19 protein-coding genes are annotated in these 18,470 nt (G+C 40.0%); 11 read left to right on the top strand and 8 right to left on the bottom strand.

The window, feature by feature from the left end:
• Positions 1–4: 4 nt before the first annotated feature.
• Both SJY45_RS13895 and SJY45_RS13900 read right to left on the bottom strand, forming a co-directional pair.
• Positions 5–1,333, bottom strand: a complete 1,329-nt coding sequence (locus SJY45_RS13895; RefSeq protein ID WP_400071445.1) for an alpha/beta hydrolase family protein — start codon at positions 1,331–1,333, stop codon at positions 5–7.
• A gap of 59 nt (positions 1,334–1,392) precedes the next feature.
• A complete protein-coding gene (locus SJY45_RS13900) occupies positions 1,393–2,205 on the bottom strand; it encodes an EcsC family protein (RefSeq protein ID WP_400071447.1) in 813 nt (270 codons plus the stop codon).
• A gap of 162 nt (positions 2,206–2,367) precedes the next feature.
• On the opposite strand from SJY45_RS13900, the gene SJY45_RS13905 reads away from it, so the two are divergent.
• The 7 genes from SJY45_RS13905 to SJY45_RS13935 all read left to right on the top strand — a co-directional run bounded on the left by SJY45_RS13905 (position 2,368) and on the right by SJY45_RS13935 (position 10,381).
• Positions 2,368–2,910 carry a CopD family protein gene (locus SJY45_RS13905; protein ID WP_289038014.1) on the top strand — a complete coding sequence of 181 codons (543 nt, stop codon included), beginning with the start codon at positions 2,368–2,370 and terminating at the stop codon, positions 2,908–2,910.
• Between the two features lie 115 nt (positions 2,911–3,025).
• Positions 3,026–4,435, top strand: a complete 1,410-nt coding sequence (locus SJY45_RS13910) for a sensor histidine kinase (protein WP_400074357.1) — start codon at positions 3,026–3,028, stop codon at positions 4,433–4,435.
• Between the two features lie 42 nt (positions 4,436–4,477).
• Positions 4,478–5,257 carry an enoyl-CoA hydratase/isomerase family protein gene (locus SJY45_RS13915; RefSeq protein WP_303404782.1) on the top strand — a complete coding sequence of 260 codons (780 nt, stop codon included), beginning with the start codon at positions 4,478–4,480 and terminating at the stop codon, positions 5,255–5,257.
• Between the two features lie 22 nt (positions 5,258–5,279).
• Positions 5,280–6,830: a hypothetical protein gene (locus SJY45_RS13920; protein WP_400071449.1), complete on the top strand. Its 1,551-nt coding sequence runs from the start codon at positions 5,280–5,282 to the stop codon at positions 6,828–6,830.
• 19 nt (positions 6,831–6,849) lie between these two features.
• Positions 6,850–7,962, top strand: coding sequence for a PA0069 family radical SAM protein (locus tag SJY45_RS13925; protein ID WP_400071451.1), 1,113 nt, complete (start codon positions 6,850–6,852; stop codon positions 7,960–7,962).
• A 234-nt stretch (positions 7,963–8,196) separates the two neighbouring features.
• Complete coding sequence (locus SJY45_RS13930) at positions 8,197–9,597, top strand: glycosyltransferase (RefSeq protein WP_400071453.1); 1,401 nt, start codon at positions 8,197–8,199, stop codon at positions 9,595–9,597.
• A gap of 223 nt (positions 9,598–9,820) precedes the next feature.
• A complete protein-coding gene (locus SJY45_RS13935) occupies positions 9,821–10,381 on the top strand; it encodes a porin family protein (protein ID WP_400071455.1) in 561 nt (186 codons plus the stop codon).
• A gap of 59 nt (positions 10,382–10,440) precedes the next feature.
• Here the strand turns inward: SJY45_RS13935 and SJY45_RS13940 are convergent, their stop codons facing one another.
• From SJY45_RS13940 to SJY45_RS13955, 4 genes are all read right to left on the bottom strand, one after another.
• The gene (locus SJY45_RS13940) at positions 10,441–11,865 is read right to left on the bottom strand and encodes a Gfo/Idh/MocA family protein (protein ID WP_289060082.1); all 1,425 of its coding nucleotides are present in this window, start codon (positions 11,863–11,865) and stop codon (positions 10,441–10,443) included.
• A gap of 78 nt (positions 11,866–11,943) precedes the next feature.
• The gene (locus tag SJY45_RS13945; protein WP_400071458.1) at positions 11,944–12,627 is read right to left on the bottom strand and encodes an HD domain-containing protein; all 684 of its coding nucleotides are present in this window, start codon (positions 12,625–12,627) and stop codon (positions 11,944–11,946) included.
• Between the two features lies 1 nt (position 12,628).
• Positions 12,629–13,369 carry a 1-acyl-sn-glycerol-3-phosphate acyltransferase gene (locus tag SJY45_RS13950; RefSeq protein ID WP_215436410.1) on the bottom strand — a complete coding sequence of 247 codons (741 nt, stop codon included), beginning with the start codon at positions 13,367–13,369 and terminating at the stop codon, positions 12,629–12,631.
• 86 nt (positions 13,370–13,455) lie between these two features.
• A complete protein-coding gene (locus tag SJY45_RS13955; RefSeq protein ID WP_215436407.1) occupies positions 13,456–13,866 on the bottom strand; it encodes a BrxA/BrxB family bacilliredoxin in 411 nt (136 codons plus the stop codon).
• A gap of 204 nt (positions 13,867–14,070) precedes the next feature.
• Here SJY45_RS13955 and SJY45_RS13960 point away from each other — a divergent pair, with 204 nt between their 5' ends.
• From SJY45_RS13960 to SJY45_RS13975, 4 genes are all read left to right on the top strand, one after another.
• Positions 14,071–14,808: a TerB family tellurite resistance protein gene (locus SJY45_RS13960; protein WP_400071460.1), complete on the top strand. Its 738-nt coding sequence runs from the start codon at positions 14,071–14,073 to the stop codon at positions 14,806–14,808.
• A 59-nt stretch (positions 14,809–14,867) separates the two neighbouring features.
• Complete coding sequence (locus SJY45_RS13965; RefSeq protein WP_400071462.1) at positions 14,868–15,452, top strand: HupE/UreJ family protein; 585 nt, start codon at positions 14,868–14,870, stop codon at positions 15,450–15,452.
• Positions 15,453–15,577: 125 nt separating this feature from the next.
• A complete protein-coding gene (locus SJY45_RS13970; protein ID WP_400071464.1) occupies positions 15,578–16,027 on the top strand; it encodes a deoxycytidylate deaminase in 450 nt (149 codons plus the stop codon).
• Between the two features lies 1 nt (position 16,028).
• Positions 16,029–17,654: a S41 family peptidase gene (locus SJY45_RS13975; protein WP_400071466.1), complete on the top strand. Its 1,626-nt coding sequence runs from the start codon at positions 16,029–16,031 to the stop codon at positions 17,652–17,654.
• Between the two features lies 1 nt (position 17,655).
• Here SJY45_RS13975 and SJY45_RS13980 read toward each other — a convergent pair whose 3' ends face one another.
• Both SJY45_RS13980 and SJY45_RS13985 read right to left on the bottom strand, forming a co-directional pair.
• Positions 17,656–17,862: a hypothetical protein gene (locus tag SJY45_RS13980; protein ID WP_215436397.1), complete on the bottom strand. Its 207-nt coding sequence runs from the start codon at positions 17,860–17,862 to the stop codon at positions 17,656–17,658.
• 28 nt (positions 17,863–17,890) lie between these two features.
• Positions 17,891–18,469 carry a MarC family protein gene (locus SJY45_RS13985; RefSeq protein ID WP_215436395.1) on the bottom strand — a complete coding sequence of 193 codons (579 nt, stop codon included), beginning with the start codon at positions 18,467–18,469 and terminating at the stop codon, positions 17,891–17,893.
• Between the last annotated feature and the right edge of the window lies 1 nt (position 18,470).

The following is an 18,470-nucleotide window of genomic DNA, read 5'->3' on the forward strand; positions in this document are numbered from 1 at the left end:
TTTATTACTGCTTCATATTCGTTAATGCCGCTTTTGAGTGCAATAGTTCCATACCTGTTGAAGATCTAGGTTTAAAACCGTGCCAATCCTGTTCGTTGGATTCTTTAGGGATGTTCAAGTATACGTCATAATCGGCACCTTTTAAGTGGGTTCCCAAAAATGCGGTTAGAAAATGTTGGTTGATGTTGTTGATCTTTCTTTGGTCCCATGAAGGTTCGGCATATCTGTAATATTCATCAATATGTAAACCGGGTTGAAGCGCTTCTGCTGGTGGAGGGTTCGGAGCTACGTTATGTCTCGCATTTTTATAGGTAAGTAAGTATCGGTCTGCATTAACAGCGCCCTCATAAATGGCTTTAATACCTTTTTCGTAACCAGAAATATCATCTTGGTCGCCTGCAATAAAGAGTGTTGGTTTTTTCAACCCTGCCAACCCGTTGGCATCCCAAACACCACGTTCCATTCCCCATGGGGCAAAGGCAACTACTGCTTTAATTCTGGGGTCAATCTGTTTTTGATATTCAGCGTTACTGGCCGCTAAAGCTGAGATTGCCGTGCTACCTCCTGTCATTTGTCCAAAGAAAGCTGTAAGACCATCGCTATAACCGGCACCTCCAACATTTAAAACACCATAGCCACCCATAGAATAGCCAACGATACCAATGTTCTCTGAATCTACCATTCCAGCGAGAGGGTCTTTTGATGAGGAGTTTCCTTTTTCGGCAATCGTATTGACAACAAATTGGATGTCTTTAGCCCTGTTCAACATGGTGCTCTGAAAAGCATTGGCATCTTTAAAAGTAGAATCCGTATGGTCTATTGAAACCACTACATACCCTTTAGAAGCAAGGTTTTCAGTTAAATAGGTCATTAAATATCTAGAACCTACATACCCGTGCGATACTATGATTAATGGGTATCCGCCAGTAGTTGTTTTGGTTGCGGCATCGCGATAAGCCCTGCCTTTAAAGGTAAAAGGAACCAAGGGACGTAAAGAATCGCCACGGGTGCCCATTACTTCTTCATAAACTACGGTAGTATTTTTTTCCATAGGAGCTTCGGACGGGTACCAAACCTCTATGGTAAGCGGCCTGTCATATGTAGGGTCCGTGCCCCCTTTTGAATTTAAAATATCTACTTGGTTCTTATGGGTTAGCTGAAGCGTGCGCACGCCAACGGTATAATCGCCTCTGGCGGCAAGTTGAGGTGCATCGGGCAATTCATCTCCATAAAGAAATTCCTGTGCTTGAAGTGCAGGTGAAGTGCATAGAAAGAGTAGCAGTGCTGCTACTAAAGAGCGTTTTTTTGAGGGGGATTTTAACCTTGTTTTCATAATGTTTGAGTTGAGTTATTGCTAAATGTAATGAAATTAAGCAAGATGATGATTTTACCCTACGCTTTTGTAATGGAAAGTTGCTCGTATTCCTGCTTTATAAGGGCTGCACCATATTTTCGTTCTAATCGTCTAATACTAAAATGGGCATGCGCCATATTCTGAAAGTGGTCTATAAACGCCAGATTGATTGTAGCCCCTCCCGCGGCACCAACAATTGGGATGGCCTGCGCAACGAATTTCTCGGAGACTTGAACACTAAATTTTGAAGCTACTTGGGCAATTAATTGTAAAATGGGGTTTCCGGTGGTGTTCAATATGGTGGTGAGGGTCTTTCCCGAAATACCGCTTGCCCCTTTCACTGCTGAGCCTATAGCAAGTCTGGTAGCGTAGTATCCGGTGTCCAGATTATCATCATGCTTACTTTTTCCACCAAGGGCGAAAACCTGCAAACACGCCAATTGCGAATCAAGGGTGTCTAAATTTTCACCTTCGCTTCGCGCAATATCCATAATGGAACGCATCATTAGTTTAGTTGCCAAAGTAAGGTCTACCGCAAATGCCGTAGCTCCCAGAGCACCTCCAATGGCACCGGATGAGGTTACTAGGGCCTTATAAAGATTGTTGGACGGTATAGCGGTTTTTTTTCGCATTGAGATTAAATTACTTTTCACCACAGTGTGCAATACTTTGTAGGTTACTTGCTGTAGCCAATTGCGTTGTTTCTGGGGTAAAAGTTGAATGCGACTTTCTATAATATTACCCATTTTGTTAAGACCTTGCATGGCCCAACCTATCTGCTCCATCTTTTGTTTGGCGCTGCTAAGTGTCTGGAAATCTTCCGGTGTCATTTCGTTTTTTACAATTTTCAAAAGATGATCGTTTAAAATATGGGTTGCCCTAAATTAAACATTCTTCTAAATATATAAGGGCTTAATGGCGTAAAGGATTGTTCCTTAAAATTCATTTTGGGTTATGTAAAAGGAGTTTGTGGTTTTTCCTAACTTTGAACAGCAATTCTAAATCCTGTTCCATTGTACGAATACATAAAAGCGTTACACCTTATTTTTGTGATTACATGGTTTGCAGGGCTGTTCTATATACCGCGCCTATTTATTTATCATATTGAGGCTTCTGAAAAAGCATCGCCTGAAAGGGAGATCCTTACCAAACAATTGCAGTTAATGGCAAAGCGCCTCTGGTATATCATTACTTGGCCGTCTGCGGTTCTGGCCATTGGTTTTGCCATTTGGTTATTGGTTTTAGTTCCTGCATGGCTACAACAACCGTGGATGCACGTAAAACTTGTTTTTGTTTTGTTGTTGGTTCTGTATCATTTAAAAACACATCAAATTTTTAAGCAATTACAGCGGGATGAAGTCAATTACAGTTCCAAATTTATGCGCATTTTTAATGAGGGTGCCACGCTTATTTTGTTCGCTGTAGTGTTTTTGGTGATTCTTAAAAGTGCCTTTAATTGGGTGTTTGGTGTGGTTGGAATTATCGTTCTTGGAATTCTATTAATGCTCGGCATTAAATTGTACAAGCGCATAAGGTCCAAAAACCCCGAGGCATAAACCATTGTAATGCGCTGTAGGCCGTATTAAAAATGGCGCGATATTTGCTACCTTTGGTGTAAACTCCAGTCCTTTGTTTACAAAACTTTCCTTAAGGTCGCGCATCTTCCTATCTATGATTCTGCTGGTAGTCATAGCTTCTATTCTCATTGCGGGAGTTACCGTGTACCAGTATAAAGAGCAATCCGAAGATTACCACTCCGAACGTTTAGAACGAAAAGAAGAGCAGGTAAAGCAAAGCGTAGAGTATGTTTTAAAAAAAACAACATACCCTGTTACGACAGAGAATTTGGGACTTATTTTTAATGAAGAAATTTACCAGATTGCCAATGTGCAAAATCAGAGGCTTAACATCTATGACCTAGAAGGGCAGCTCATAAAAAGTTCAAGGGCCAAATTTGAGGTAGATTCTATCGCAAATTGTTTGAGTCCGTCTATTCTACGATTGTTGGAAACCAGCCCCACTAAGCGCTTTGTGGACCAAAAAGCATTGGCTGGCGATAATTATAAGGCCTCTTATACGTACATTAACGACAAGCGATTTAAACCAATTGGTATTTTAAATTTACCCTATTACGAAGATGATTCGTTCAACAATATGGAGCTTAAGGAGTTTCTTATGCGCTTGGGCGGGGTTTATTTTTTAATGTTGTTGATAGCTATTGGTTTGGCTTATTTTATTTCTACTTATATCACCCGGTCGCTTCAGACCATTTCCGACATGTTGGGAAAGACCGATTTAAGGAAAAGCAATCAAAAAATATTGATAGATAACCCAAGTGAGGAAATTGAAAAGCTGGTGACCTCGTACAATGCCATGATTGACGAACTTGAAGACAGTGCCGTAAAATTGGCGCGTAGTGAAAGGGAACAGGCTTGGCGGGAGATGGCAAAACAGGTGGCGCATGAAATCAAGAATCCCCTAACCCCAATGCGGCTCACCGTTCAAAGTTTTGAGCGTAAATTTGACCCGCAGGATCCCAACATCGATATAAAAATAGCCGAGTTTTCAAAAACACTCATCCAGCAAATTGATACCATGAGCAGTATTGCTTCTGCGTTTTCCAATTTTGCGGAAATGCCCGCCCAACAGAACGAAACCCTGAACATCGTGGAAATCGTAAGGTTGGCGCTTGATATTTTTAATGAAGATTACATTCACTTTATTTCTGAAGAAAACGAAATTATTACGAAATTAGATCGTACACAACTGATACGTGTAGTTACTAACTTGGTAAAGAATGCCATTCAGGCCGTTCCGGAAGTAGATGCTCCAAGAATTGTAGTATCGGTAGGAACAGAAGGTGATTTTGCTAAAATCTGCGTAGCGGATAACGGTATTGGTATTGGGGAAGGCTTCAAAGAAAAAATATTTGAGCCCAAGTTTACCACAAAATCAAGCGGAATGGGGTTGGGTCTAGGCATGGTAAAGAACATAGTGGAGACCTATAAAGGAGCTATTACGTTTACGTCAAAACCGGATAAAGGAACGGTGTTCTCCGTTAAGTTCCCACTTGTAAAGTAGATGAACGCCAACAAAAAATAGAATACTAAAAAAAATAGCTATATGAAATTCAATAATGTTCTTGTGGATGATAATCAGCCTACGGCAATCGTAACTATTAACCGTCCCACAAAGTTAAACGCCCTAAACCGTGAAACCATTCAAGAACTACATGAAGCGCTTAAGGCATTGGAAGCGGATAAAAAAATTAAGGTCATTATCTTAACCGGTAGTGGGGAAAAAGCTTTTGTTGCCGGTGCCGATATTTCCGAGTTCGCAGATTTTTCCGAAAAGCAAGGTGGAAAATTATCAGCCAAAGGGCATAAAATTCTTTTTGATTTTGTTGAGCACCTTTCCAAACCCGTAATTGCCGCTGTTAACGGATTTGCACTGGGCGGTGGGCTAGAGCTTGCCATGGCATGTCATTTTAGAGTAGCGAGCCATAATGCTAGAATGGGTCTTCCTGAGGTATCGCTTGGGGTTATTCCCGGTTACGGTGGTACCCAACGTTTGCCACAATTAGTAGGCAAGGGCAGAGCTATGGAATTGATTATGACTGCAGGTATGATAGATGTTGATCGCGCATTGAATTATGGATTGGTAAATCATGTGGTTTCCCAAGAGCAATTGATTGAGTTTTGCCAGAAGTTGGCAAGCAAGATATCGAATAACTCTCCGGTCGCGCTCAGTTATGCAATAAAAGCAGTAAATGCGGGTTTTAAGAATAGTAATGGATATGATGAAGAAATAAAGGCTTTTGGAGCTTGTTTTGGCACCGAAGACTTTAAGGAAGGTACCTCTGCTTTTTTGGAAAAGCGTAAGGCCAACTTTCCTGGTGAGTAGCATGTCCGCTTAAAACCTACTTATGCGAACCCGAAAGAGCCTAACAGCGTTACTGTTTTTAGCTGCCCTAACATTTACGAAGGCCCAAGAAATCCCCGTGGATTATAAGCTTGGAGAGAATTATTCCGATAGGTATAAATATTCTACCGTGTTGACCATAGATCGCTCTGTCCAAGAACAGACGGTTCTCGTTCGTACCTATTACGGAGGAATGCCTCTACGGCCCAAAGGTCATTTTATTGAGGTATACGATGCTGAACTTAACTTGGTGGCTGACCATAATTATAAATATGCAGGCAGGCATATGGTTGATGGTTTTGTAAAGAATGGTCAACTTTATTTATTGGAACTGGTTTATGACCATAAAGACGAGGCGTACAATTATGTGGTACACCAGAGTCCGCTGGACGAGTTCAATTTTACGGAAAGAAAGTTGCTATCCATTCCTTCTAAAGAGGTTTTGAATCCATTGGCGGTTAACAAGTACAACCGCAATTTTGGCAATGGCTTTTCAACGGCTACCCATTTTAATGATGATAGAACGGCTTTTGCCGTAACTGTACACCATAGGGAAGGAAAGAAAGAGAAGTATCACATCTATCTTTATGGCACGGATTTAAAGCTTCAATTGGACTATGATTTTAGCGCCAATATTGAGGAAAAGAACTATGCCTTTGAAAACATTGAGGTCTCAAAAGATTTAAAGGAGTTGTATTTAATGGGAAAGGCCTTTTTCAAAAAAAGAAGGTTTGATGTAAAAGAAAGACGTTTTCAATATGAGTTGGTCAGGATTACCCAAAACGGATTTAAAACCCAAGAATTTGCGGATGCGGGAAGGTTTCCAGAATCTTTAAAACCGGTATTGTTGGGTAATGATCTAAAAGCAGTTGGTTTTTACGCAGATCGAAAAGATAATAGGTACAATGGCCTGGTGTATTTTAATCTAGATGCCAATTCCTTGGCTATTAAAGCAAAGAAATACAATCCGTTTTCGGATCAGTTCATGTTGGATAAGTTTGGGCGTGAGGTAGATGCAGAAATCAAGAATCTTATTTTTAAGAGTGTGCACATAACCCCAAATAAGGATATTCTTTTTAGTGCCGAAGAGTATTTTGTAACCGCAGGACAAGATATAGGAACAGGGGCTACCAAAAAAGTAGACCGTTTTCATTACAATGATATAGTATTGGCAAAGCTGAACGCTTCCGGTACTATGGAATGGGCCCGTAACATCAATAAGGCCGAAGTTACCCAAGGTGATGCTTCGTATGCTTCCTATACGGCATATGGTGAGGGAGAAAACATGTACTTCTTCATCAATTCTGGAGAAAACCCACAGAAAATGAGTAAAGAAAGAATTTTGTTCAAACAAGGGTTTAGCAGAAACCCAAATATGTTTGTTATTAAAGTAGACGGGTCAGGTGATCTATCGTATAAAAAACTTGTAGACGACAAGGAGGTAAGGTTGCCTATTATGGTTTCAAGGCCGTTTATTGATGAGGCTTCCGATCATCTTTTGTTTTACGCTAAGCGGGGTACTAAAAAGCAATTAGTTGAGGTAACTGTTAAATAGTTATTGAAATTATTTGTAATTGGATTTATTCCATAAATTTGGAATAAATCCAATAGTGTTGAAAAATGAGTCTTACATTAAGGGCCGTGGTGCCCAGCAGAACGTTCACAACAAATTTCTACAGAACGTTTATGAAACCCGCGATGATTTTCTGGAATTTTGCCGAATAGAAGGTGAAGAAGCCGATAGAAACAAGACGCAGTACATCCCCATCTTTCCAAAAACCATTGTAAACAAAGTTACTAGCCCAGATGTGGGTATGCAGTACTCCATGAATCCTTACCAAGGTTGTGAGCATGGTTGTATTTACTGCTATGCGCGCAATACACATGAGTTTTGGGGCTATAGTGCCGGACTGGATTTTGAACGGAAAATTTTAATAAAGAAGGATGCGCCAAAACTGCTCGAGGAAAAAATAAAGAGTAAACGGTGGGAAGCCAGAACCATTGTGCTTTCTGGGAATACAGATTGCTACCAACCTGCCGAGCAGAAGTTTAAAATTACCCGTGCCTGTTTGGAAATATTTTTAAAGTACAAGCACCCAGTGGGTATCATTACTAAAAATGCTTTGGTACTCCGTGATCTGGATATTTTAAAGGAGTTGGCAAAAGATAGATTGATAGGAGTGAATGTTTCGGTTACCTCATTATCCGAAGACACAAGGCGTGTTTTGGAACCAAGAACTACAACCATTAAAAAACGCCTGGAAACCATTCGTGTTCTGTCCCAAAATAATATTCCGGTCAATGCCATGCTCGCTCCCATTATTCCCGGTATCAATAGTCACGAAATCATGAATTTGGCGAAAGCGGTATCTGAAAACGGTGCCAAATCTTTTGCTTTTACCGTAGTCAGACTTAATGGGGCGATAGGACAAGTTTTTACGGATTGGATTCAAAAAACCCTACCCGATAAGGCCGATAAAGTTCTGCATCAGATTGAAGAATGTCATGGCGGTACTTTAAATGACAGTCGTTTTGGTGTTCGGAGCAGAGGAGAGGGGAAAATAGCCACCCAAATTCATGATTTGGTACGTCTTGCACGTCACACTTATTTTAAAGATAAATCCTTTCCTCCGCTCAATCATGATTTGCATGAGCAATTCAAGGACGGTCAGCTAAAATTATTCTAATAAAACGACAAAATTTGTTTTTAGTACAATCACACTAAAAACCATTCAATTGCTTAGCATTCATAAATTGTATAGGCGGCTTTTATCAATTATAGTTTAGAAGGGTCAAATTGTTAGTATACCTGTAATATTCTGTATCTCTCGGGGTGTTAAAATAGTGTAAAGGAAAAATCCGAACCGCAATCCGGTATCGTATAAGCTACTCAGAACATCATTGAGATACATCTTATGAAAATGGAAAATACAGTAGAAAAGACAACTTCAAACACTAGCTTGTTACAAAAGTTCAAGATTTTTATTGAGACAGCTAATGCTTGGGGCATTTTTGTAATGGGAAGCACCTTTGTTTTAATGATAGGCGCAGCCTATATGTCCTATATTTTACGAAGCGACTTAAATCAGTTCAACATAGAGCGTGCAAGCTCTAGTTTTGGTCAAGGTTTTATGTATTTGGCACTTGGGCTGTTCGTTTTTAAAGCGTTATTCTTTCTTTTTGTTATCTACAAGTACTTTAAATACAAGGCAATAAGTTCCGTATCTAATGAAGAACTGCCTACGGTTACGGTTATAGTGCCCGCTTACAACGAGGGAAAACAAGTATATGATACTTTAATGAGCTTGGCGGAAAGTGATTTTCCTCATGAAAAATTACAGCTGTTGTCTATAGATGATGGTAGTAAGGATGATACGTGGCACTGGATGAAAGAAGCCAAAAAGGTTTTAGGTGATCGTGTAACTATTTTTCAGCAACCTAAGAACATGGGTAAACGTCATGGTCTTTACAGAGGTTTTAACGAGGGTACTGGCGAAATTTTTGTTACGGTAGATAGTGATTCTATAGTTGATAAGGATACCCTTCGTAATTTGGTTAGTCCATTTGTGGTAAATGAAAACTGTGGCGCCGTTGCAGGAAACATACGTGTATTGAACAATAAAAGAGCATTACTTCCAAAAATGCTTGATGTTAGCTTTGTAATGAGTTTTGAATTTGTTCGTTCTGCAGAGAGTGCGTTAAACTCAGTGCTTTGTACTCCCGGTGCTTTAGCAGCATACCGTAGAACGGCTGTTTTTAACTGTTTGGATGCATGGATCAATCAAACTTTTATGGGGCAACCATCAGATATTGGTGAAGATCGCGCAATGACCAACATGATTTTAAAGCAGGGTTACCACGTGTTGTTCCAAAGAAACGCTTATGCTTATACCAATGTACCTGAAAAATACAAAGGTCTTTATAAGATGTTCATTAGATGGGGTAGAAGTAATGTTCGTGAAAATATTGAAATGTCTAAATATGTTTTTACCAACTTTAGAGAAGGTTCAAAATTTGGTTCGCGGTTGTTGTTCATTAGCCAATCCATAAAGATATTGATGAGCTACCCATTCTTATTTTTCATGTTCTTCTTTATTTTAACCCACCCACTTTTATTTTTGAGCTCTACGCTTGTGAGTATTTTGGTGTTGTCTACGTTCCCAGTTCTTTTTTATGCGAAGCGATATGATTTAAAAGAGTCGGTTTGGGCATATTCGTACAGCATCCTATTTACATTTGGATTGTTCTGGATAACCCCATATGCCATTGCTACAGCAAACAAAAGAGGATGGTTAACCCGTGAATTGCCAACTAAGAAATAAGTAATTACCAAATATAATCTTACTACAAATGCCCAAGCGATAATCTTCGTTTGGGCATTTGCTTTTCTTAATGATGTAAGATGTAAAAAGTATGTATAAAAACCGATAGGTTCTTTCAAAGTGGGCTTTCTGCATTAAGTCATGTATGGTTTTATATTTTTATGTTAACCTTTTTATGTGTTTGACACTAACTGATGAAACAGTTAAACAAAACATGTAGATTATGAAAAAACTAGTATTCTTTTTAGCCACGCTTTTATCGATTACTGCTATTCAGGCCCAAGATTTTGGTTTTGGGGTAAAAGGAGGCATAAATGTAGCCTCAATTGGCGGCAGTGCCTATTCGGGCTTAGGAAGTTTAGGAACAAAGGTGGGCTTTCATTTAGGTGGAGTGGCGGAATTTTCCATTTCGGATAAAATAGCGGTACAACCAGAGTTGTTATACTCATCGCAAGGCACAAATTGGGATTATGGTACTAATGACAATAACCTGAAGTTGGACTATGTAAATCTGCCATTACTTGGAAAATATTATTTTTTGGAAGGGCTTAGTGCCGAAGCAGGTCCATTGGTCGGCTTTTTAATAGCTACAAATGAAGATGATGATGACCGTTTTAAGAAGTTAGACGTTGCTTTTGCTATTGGAGCCTCGTACAAATTGAACGATAACATCTTTTTTAGCCTTAGGTATAATAAGGGTATTGCCAATATAAACGGAGATTCTTATTCAGGAGGAAACAGTCAAAACAACGTATTTCAACTATCCGCGGGATACGCTTTCTAAATCAAAATAAAAAAAGCGCAATAGGAACGTTTTTCCCTATTGCGCTTTACTATTGCTTACTATTTTAATTCCCAGCCTTTGCGGTATTTTCCTTTTACCCATTCGTTGGCAAGGTCCCAATTGGTAACTTTCATGTTGGCACCGTCCCAAAGGATTTTTCTTCTTCCAGGATACTCAAATGGATCCCAGTCCCCTAGTTTTTTGCCTTCTTTCAGTTTTTTATATTGAAATGCTTTAATGGCCAAGTTGCCCATAAGCACGGCTTCCGTTAGCGGTCCTGATTTTTTGAAGTCCGATGAGGTTTCTGTACCGTTTAAGCAACCTTCCACAAAGTTTCTTTGGTGTCCTTCTACATCACCTTCCACTCGCTTTAAATAAGGAGCGGGAGCGTTAAACAGGCTCATGTTTTTGCTTGGGAGCAACCGGGCATTACGTGAGTAGGTATCCGTAACAAGAATACCTTTGGTACCGTAGAAAACAGAACCCCCACCTCCATCACCAATGGTTTCTCCATCTGCCAATTCATCGGGCAGGTCTGGCATTAATCCACCGTCGTACCAGTTCAGAGCAATGTCGCCATGTTCCTCGGTATTGAATTTTAATCGTACTATAGAGGAAGCAGGGCAAGATTCACTATAATCCGCTTCTACAAAATCGCCGACCCAGTTGGTGGTACAACTAGCTTCGGCTTCTGTGGGATATCCAAGGTCCAAAACGCCAAAAGGGGTTTCCATAATGTGGCATCCCATATCTCCTAGGGCACCTGTTCCAAAATCCCAAAAACCTCGCCATTTAAAAGGTAGGTATGCCGCATTGTAATCGCGTTTGGCCGCTACGCCAAGCCAAAGGTCCCAATCAAGGCCTTTTGGTACGGGTTGTTTTTCGGTAGGTACAGGAACGCCTTGTGGCCATACCGGGCGATTGGTCCAACAATCTACTTTGTAGACTTTTCCTATGATTCCGCTCTGAATCCATTCTTTTGCCTCACGGCTACCATCACTAGAAGCTCCTTGGTTTCCCATTTGGGTAACAATGCCATGCTCTTTGGCTACTTGGGTCATTAACCTGGCTTCGTTAATATTGTGGGTTAAAGGTTTCTCTACGTAGGCATGTTTTTTTTCACGCATAAAAGGCAAAGCAATAGAGGCGTGCATATGATCGGGAGTAGCTACCATTATAGCGTCTATGTCTTTTAGATGCTTGTCGTACACCTTACGGTAGTCTTTGTATTTTTTTGCTTTTGGGTATTTTTCGTAGGTTTCTGCCGCTCTTCGGTCATCTACATCACAGAGGGTTACAAACTTAACCTTACCGGTTTGGTCAAGGCCGTTTATAACGCCGGCACCACGTCCTCCAACACCAAAAGCACCCACATAAAGAGTGTCGCTAGGAGGTACATGATTCTTGCCCAGAACGTAGCTGGGTACAATGGAAAATGCGGTAGAGGCCGCTGCTGCATTTTTGATAAACTTTCTTCTTTGCATCTTCAAATTTTTGATTTTTGGTTCTGCATTTGAAGGTACAAAAAATGTAAAAAAGCAAGGCCGATTTTTTAGGCTGAATTATATGGTAAAACCTGTGTGTGGTTCAAGCGGGTTCCATTCTTGATAAAATTGTTTGAGGAAGCCCAGCATGTATTCATGGCGTTCTTCCGCAAGTTTTTTACCCGTTTGCGTATTCATTTTATCTTTAAGGAAGAGCAATTTTTCGTAAAAGTGATTTAGGGTAGGGGCTTTTGATTTTTTGTATTCCTCTTTGCTCATCTTTAAATTTGGAGCTATCTCGGGGTTGTAGAGCTCCCGGTTCTTGAACCCACCATAATTGAATGCTCTGGCAACGCCAATGGCACCCATAGCGTCTAGGCGGTCTGCATCCTGGACCACGGCCAGTTCTAGAGAGGAGAACATCTCTTTCTTGTTTTTTTCAAGGGAATTTTTGAACGATATATTTTCAATGATCTGTATAACGTGATCAATGGTTTTGAGGTCTACTTTTAAATCGGTTAAAAATTGATGGGCCAGTTTAGGACCAACGGTCTCATCTCCATTGTTGAATTTTGCATCGGCAATATCATGCAAGAGCGCTCCAAGACTAACCACCAAAATATCTACATTTTCTTCTTTGGCAATGAGTAGGGTGTTATTAAAGACACGTTGTATATGAAACCAATCATGTCCGCCTTCGGCACCTTGCAAGGTCTCTTTTACGAAAGCAATGGTTTGCTCTACAATTTCTGAGTTTGTCATTCTATGATTTAAAGGAGGTTACTCCGGAAATAACTTGTTTTTCGGCCTCTGCCAGAACTGCATCAAAATTGGAATTTACTTCAATGGGCTTATGCACTTGAAAAGTAATATGATTGCCAATTCCGTTTGGAAATTTACCGTATTTGAGCATTTTCCAAGAATTATTGATACTTATAGGAACTACCAATGCAGAAGGTGCATTTTTCATCAGGAGTTTTAATCCGGTAGCTTTAAACGGTTTTGGATGTCCGGTGCGGCTACGGGTTCCTTCGGGAAATATTACGGCGCTTCGGTTATGTTCTTCTATATAGCGGCCCAGTTTTGCAATTTCCGATAGGGCTTGCCTGCTATCGTTCCGGTCTATTAGAACGGAACCGCCGTGGCGCAGGTTGTACGAAACACTGGGAATGCCCCTTCCCAACTCTTTTTTGCTAACGAATTTAGGGTGGTGCTTTCGCATGAACCAGATAATAGGGGGTATGTCATGCATGCTTTGGTGATTTGGCACAATAATCAAAGGCCTGTCCGTAGGAATATCATGCGGGTTGTTAAAGTCATAAGTGGTTCCCAATACATGGGTGCAACGCATAAGCGAGAGGTTGAGTAGGGCAACGCTCATTCTATGGGGATTGTACCCAAAAACATTAAAACAGACCCATTGAATGGGATGAAACACCAACAGACACAACCCAAAGAAGATCATGTATAGAAAGGTGAGCGGGTATGCCAATAGTTTTTGCATAGTGCAAAAATAAAAAACCGCTTCTTTGTGAAGCGGTTTTTTGTATTCTTTTATCATCTCTCTATACGAGAGACGTTTAAACAGTTCTAGCAGAACTCGTCATAGGCACTAACAAGGTTTTCGGCAATCAATTCCGCAGGTCTACCTTCAATGTGGTGACGCTCAATCATATGAACCAATTCGCCATCTTTAAAAAGGGCCATACTTGGCGAAGACGGAGGAAAAGGAATCATAAGGTTTCTTGCTGCATTTACAGCTTCAATATCTACACCGGCAAAAACCGTTACCGTATGGTCAGGTTTTTTAGCGTTGTGCAAACTTAATTTTGCCGCAGGCCTTGCGTTGGCCGCTGCACAACCACAAACAGAGTTTACTACAACTAAAGTAGTACCTGGTTTATTGATCGCGTTCTCGACTGCTGCTGCTGTATGTAATTCTTCAAACCCGGCTGATGCCAAGTCTTGTCTCATGGGTTTTACCAATTCTGCGGGATACATATTTTTAAATTTTATTTTGGTTAACAAAGATACTTAATTTGTCGCATTTAGTTGACTTACTTAACTTTTCGTTGGCGAAAAGGGCTATAATTGGGGTATGTGCGCACATACTCTTGCTTTCTATGGTTTTATAAAGGTCTACAAAGCCATTTTGATGTTTAATTCTGACCGCTTTTAATATCTTTGCCCAAATTAAGAAAAGGCATGATTAAATGGTTCGCGGCCATCATAGGATATTATTTTTTCCGGTTTCCTGGGGCAATTTTGGGATATCTGGTGGGAAGCTTAATAGATGGATTAAAAATTACCGGAGGAGGTGGGGCACAGTCGGTTTTTGGTGATATGACCCGCCAAAAGGTTTCCCCGGCAGATTTTGAACTCAACTTACTTTCATTATGTTCAATTGTTATAAAGGCAGATGGTAAGGTAAGCCAGCGTGAAATGGACTATGTACGGCAGTATTTCGTTAGTACGTACGGCAAGGATAAGGCAAATGCCATCTTTAGGACCTTTAACGAAATCAATAAAAAGCACGAAATTTCTGCCCAACGTATCTGTGCGTTTTTAAATCAACGTACACGCTATGAGGTAAGATTGCAGTTACTTCATTTTCTGTTTGGAATAGCCCAAGCAGATGGTTCCGTTAGCGATCCGGAAGTTCGTAAGATTAGGGAAATTGCGGGTTATTTACGCGTACACCTGCGGGATTTTGAGAGTATTAAGGCCATGTTCATAAAATCTGTGAACAATGCATATAAAATTCTGGATATTGAAAAGTCGGCCAGTAATGACGAAGTGAAAAAAGCATATCGTACAATGGCTAAAAAGTACCATCCCGATCGTGTAAATACACATAACGAAGCCATAAAGAAAGGTGCGGAGGAAAAGTTTAAGGAAGTACAGAAGGCTTATGAAGAAATACAGGCAGAAAGAGGGTTGTAAATCTTTGTTTACAGGTAATTTATCTTTTTAGCGACTTTCAACATTTAATAAAATCCAAAATGGAAGAGTTTCTATTTTATATAAAGATGGGTTTGGAGCATGTGCTGGATATAAATGCATATGACCATATTCTTTTTTTGGCCGCACTGGCGGTACCGTTCTCTTTTAAAACATGGAAAAAAGTAGTACTCCTGGCCACGGTATTTACCATTGCTCATTGCGTTTCCCTTGCTTTAAGTGCTTACGGATGGGTGAATATAGATGTGAGCCTCATAGAGTTCCTGATTCCTGTAACCATTATGATGACAGCTGTTTTTAATCTGTTGTACATGCGTAAAGCAGCCACGGTAAAAAGCATGCAAGGGCATGTTTTGGCCACCATGGTTTTTGGGTTGATACACGGTTTTGGCTTTAGCAATTATTTTAGAATGCTCATGGCCGAAGAAGACAATAAGTTAGTTCCACTTCTGGGCTTTGCTACCGGTATTGAGATTTCTCAGGTTACCATTGTGGCTTCGGTTTTGGTTTTAGGTTGGGCCCTAACTACATTAACTAAATTGAGTAAAGTGCTGTTCGTCGTAATTACTTCAATTTTAATTATACTTCTAACAATACCAATGCTCATTCGTACGTTTCCGCTATAGCAACTCAAATATTTTCACTTTAAATTAACCCCTTAATATTGTTGGGCTTTCTAAAAGCGGGTATCTTAGTTGTATTGCAAGTAAGATAATTAGCGCAAATGTCTATTGTTGTATCTTTGCAGTCCATGAAAAAAATAAAACAAGCAAAATACGATAAAGCGTACCTGCGCATGGCCCAGGAATGGGGCAAGCTATCCTATTGCCAGCGTAAACAGGTGGGGGCTATTATCGTAAAGGATAGGATGATAATTTCGGACGGTTATAATGGTACGCCAACCGGTTTTGAAAATGTATGTGAGGACGATGAAGGTTATACCAAATGGTATGTTTTGCACGCCGAAGCCAATGCTATAAGCAAGGTAGCCTCCTCAACACAGTCATGCGAGGGTGCTACGCTTTACATAACCTTGTCCCCTTGTAGGGAGTGCAGTAAATTAATACACCAATCTGGCATAAAACGTGTAGTATACAAAATGGCATACAAGGACGATTCCGGACTGCAATTTTTAGAACGGGCAGGTATTGAGTTGGTGCATTTACCGGAAATAGAAGAAACCGAGGCCAAGTCCTCATAGTATGAAAAAACAGCAAAATTACATATGGCCCACCGTTATAGCCGCAGCACTTGCTTTAGGTATTTTTGTAGGTGGTAAGCTCCATTTTGCTGATTCTCCAGAGAAACTTTTTACTACCAATTCTAAAAAGGATAAACTTAACAGGCTTATAGATTATATAGATTATGAGTATGTTGATGAGATTGATACGGATAGTATTGTAGATGTTACCGTTAATCAGATTCTTGAAAAATTAGACCCACATTCCGTGTATATTCCAAAGAACGAAATGGACCGGGTCTCCGAGAACATGAAAGGCGATTTTGTGGGAATAGGTATAAATTTCTATCCATACAAAGACACTATTTCAGTAATTAGAACCGTCCCTAAAGGACCTAGCTATTTAAAAGGTATAAAAGCTGGAGACCGCATCTTAATGGCCAATAATGATACGCTTTACGGTAAAAACCTGGCAAGCGAGGATATTGTTGGCAAGTTAAAGGGAGAAAAGGGCAGTTCTGTAAAACTTAAAATCTACCGAAAAGCAGAAGACAAAGTGTTTACTGTTAATGTAAAAAGGGACATTGTTCCTATAAAAAGTGTAGAAGCGTATTATATGCTAACAAATGATATGGCCTACATAAAGGTTAATCGTTTTGCGGAGTCTACTTATAAGGAATTTAAGGCAGCACTTTCCGAACTTATTAAACAAGGCGCGCGCAAGTTAGCGTTAGACTTAAGGGATAATCCCGGAGGGTATTTGGGCGTTGCGGAGCAAATGGCAGATGAGTTTCTAAAAGATGGTAAACTCATACTTTTTACAAAAAACAAAAAGGGGAAAATCAATAAAATTCACGCAACTTCAAAAGGTAGATTTGAAGACAAACCGGTGTATGTATTGATAAATGAGCGCTCTGCATCTGCAAGCGAAATTATAGCCGGGGCTTTACAGGATAACGATATTGGCACTATAGTAGGCCGTCGTTCCTTTGGTAAGGGCCTGGTGCAAAGAGAAATGGAGTTGGGTGATGGTTCTGCGGTGCGTCTTACTGTTTCCAGATACTATACACCTACTGGTAGAAGTATTCAAAAATCATACGAAAACGGAAACGAGGATTATTATAAAAGGTTTACGGATAGGTACCATAGTGGCGAACTGGTAACCGTAGACAGTATAAAGGTAGCGGACTCTTTAAAGTTTACGACACCCAAAGGTAAAGTTGTATACGGTGGTGGTGGAATTATTCCGGATGTGTTTGTTCCTATAGGTTCCAATGAAGAAGAGGCGGTTGAAAGTATGGATAGCTTTGGGTGGCTTTCCTATTTTATATTTGAACACCTAGACTCTGATAGAAAGCGTTACAACTCGTATTCGCAAAAAGAGTTCATCAATGATTTTACAGTAGATGATATTCTCTTTGAAAAATTTGTGGACTATTCCGTGAGTAGAAATTTAAGAATGAATTTTTACGACTACGAAGACAGTATTAAACTTTATTTAAAAGCGGCGTTGGCAGAGCAATTGTTCGGGGCCAATGTACACGCTAAAATTAAAAGCACTGAAGATAAAATGCTGCAAGAGGTAATAAAGCTAGATAAGCCTGTAGTGCAACAGCAAGAGGTGGACGCTATTGAAAGTGCCAACTAATCTAATCCCTCTGATTTACTTTCTGTTCTATTTTCTTACTTGTCCTGAATATCAACAGCAGCAGTACGGCACATAGAGAACCTACTATACCAATTAAGGCAATAGTACTATCTCCATTAAAAGGATCCTGAAAATTGATCATAGTAACATTGTATGCAATAAGTGCAATGGCTGCTACAATTAAGATTATAGTTAGGGTCTTGTTCATTTCTATTTTTTTAAGTTCAATTTCTATGCTAGAAAAGCTCGTTAATGTTTGCTGCGAACAGCTTTACGGCAATTGCCAATAAAATAACACCAAAGACCTTTCGTATTACGTTAAGTCCGTTTTTACCCAGTACGTTTTCTATCTTTTTTGACGATTTCAAGACCAGGTACACAAAAATAGTGTTTAGTGTAATGGCAACGATAATATTTTCCACTCTGTACTCTGCCCGTAAGGAAAGTAAGGCCGTTAACGTACCTGCCCCGGCAATTAATGGAAAAGCAATGGGTACGATAGATGCACTTTCGGGTTCGTCTTCCTTATAAAGGGTAATGCCCAAAATCATTTCAAGGGCAAGGAAAAATAAGATAAATGACCCTGCTACGGCAAAGGAATAGACATCAATGCCGATCAGTTTCAGTATTTTTTGACCCACGAAAAGAAAGGCGATCATAATGATTAAAGAAACAAAAGAGGCCTTTTCGGATTCTATGTGCCCTACTTTTTTACGTAGACTGATTATAATTGGGATACTTCCTAAAATATCAATAACCGCAAAAAGTACCATTGTAGCGGTCGCAATTTCTCGAATATCGAATTGTATGTCCATA

Source organism: Zobellia russellii (assembly GCF_044597075.1).
In the GTDB taxonomy this organism is placed as follows: Bacteria; Bacteroidota; Bacteroidia; order Flavobacteriales; family Flavobacteriaceae; genus Zobellia; species Zobellia russellii.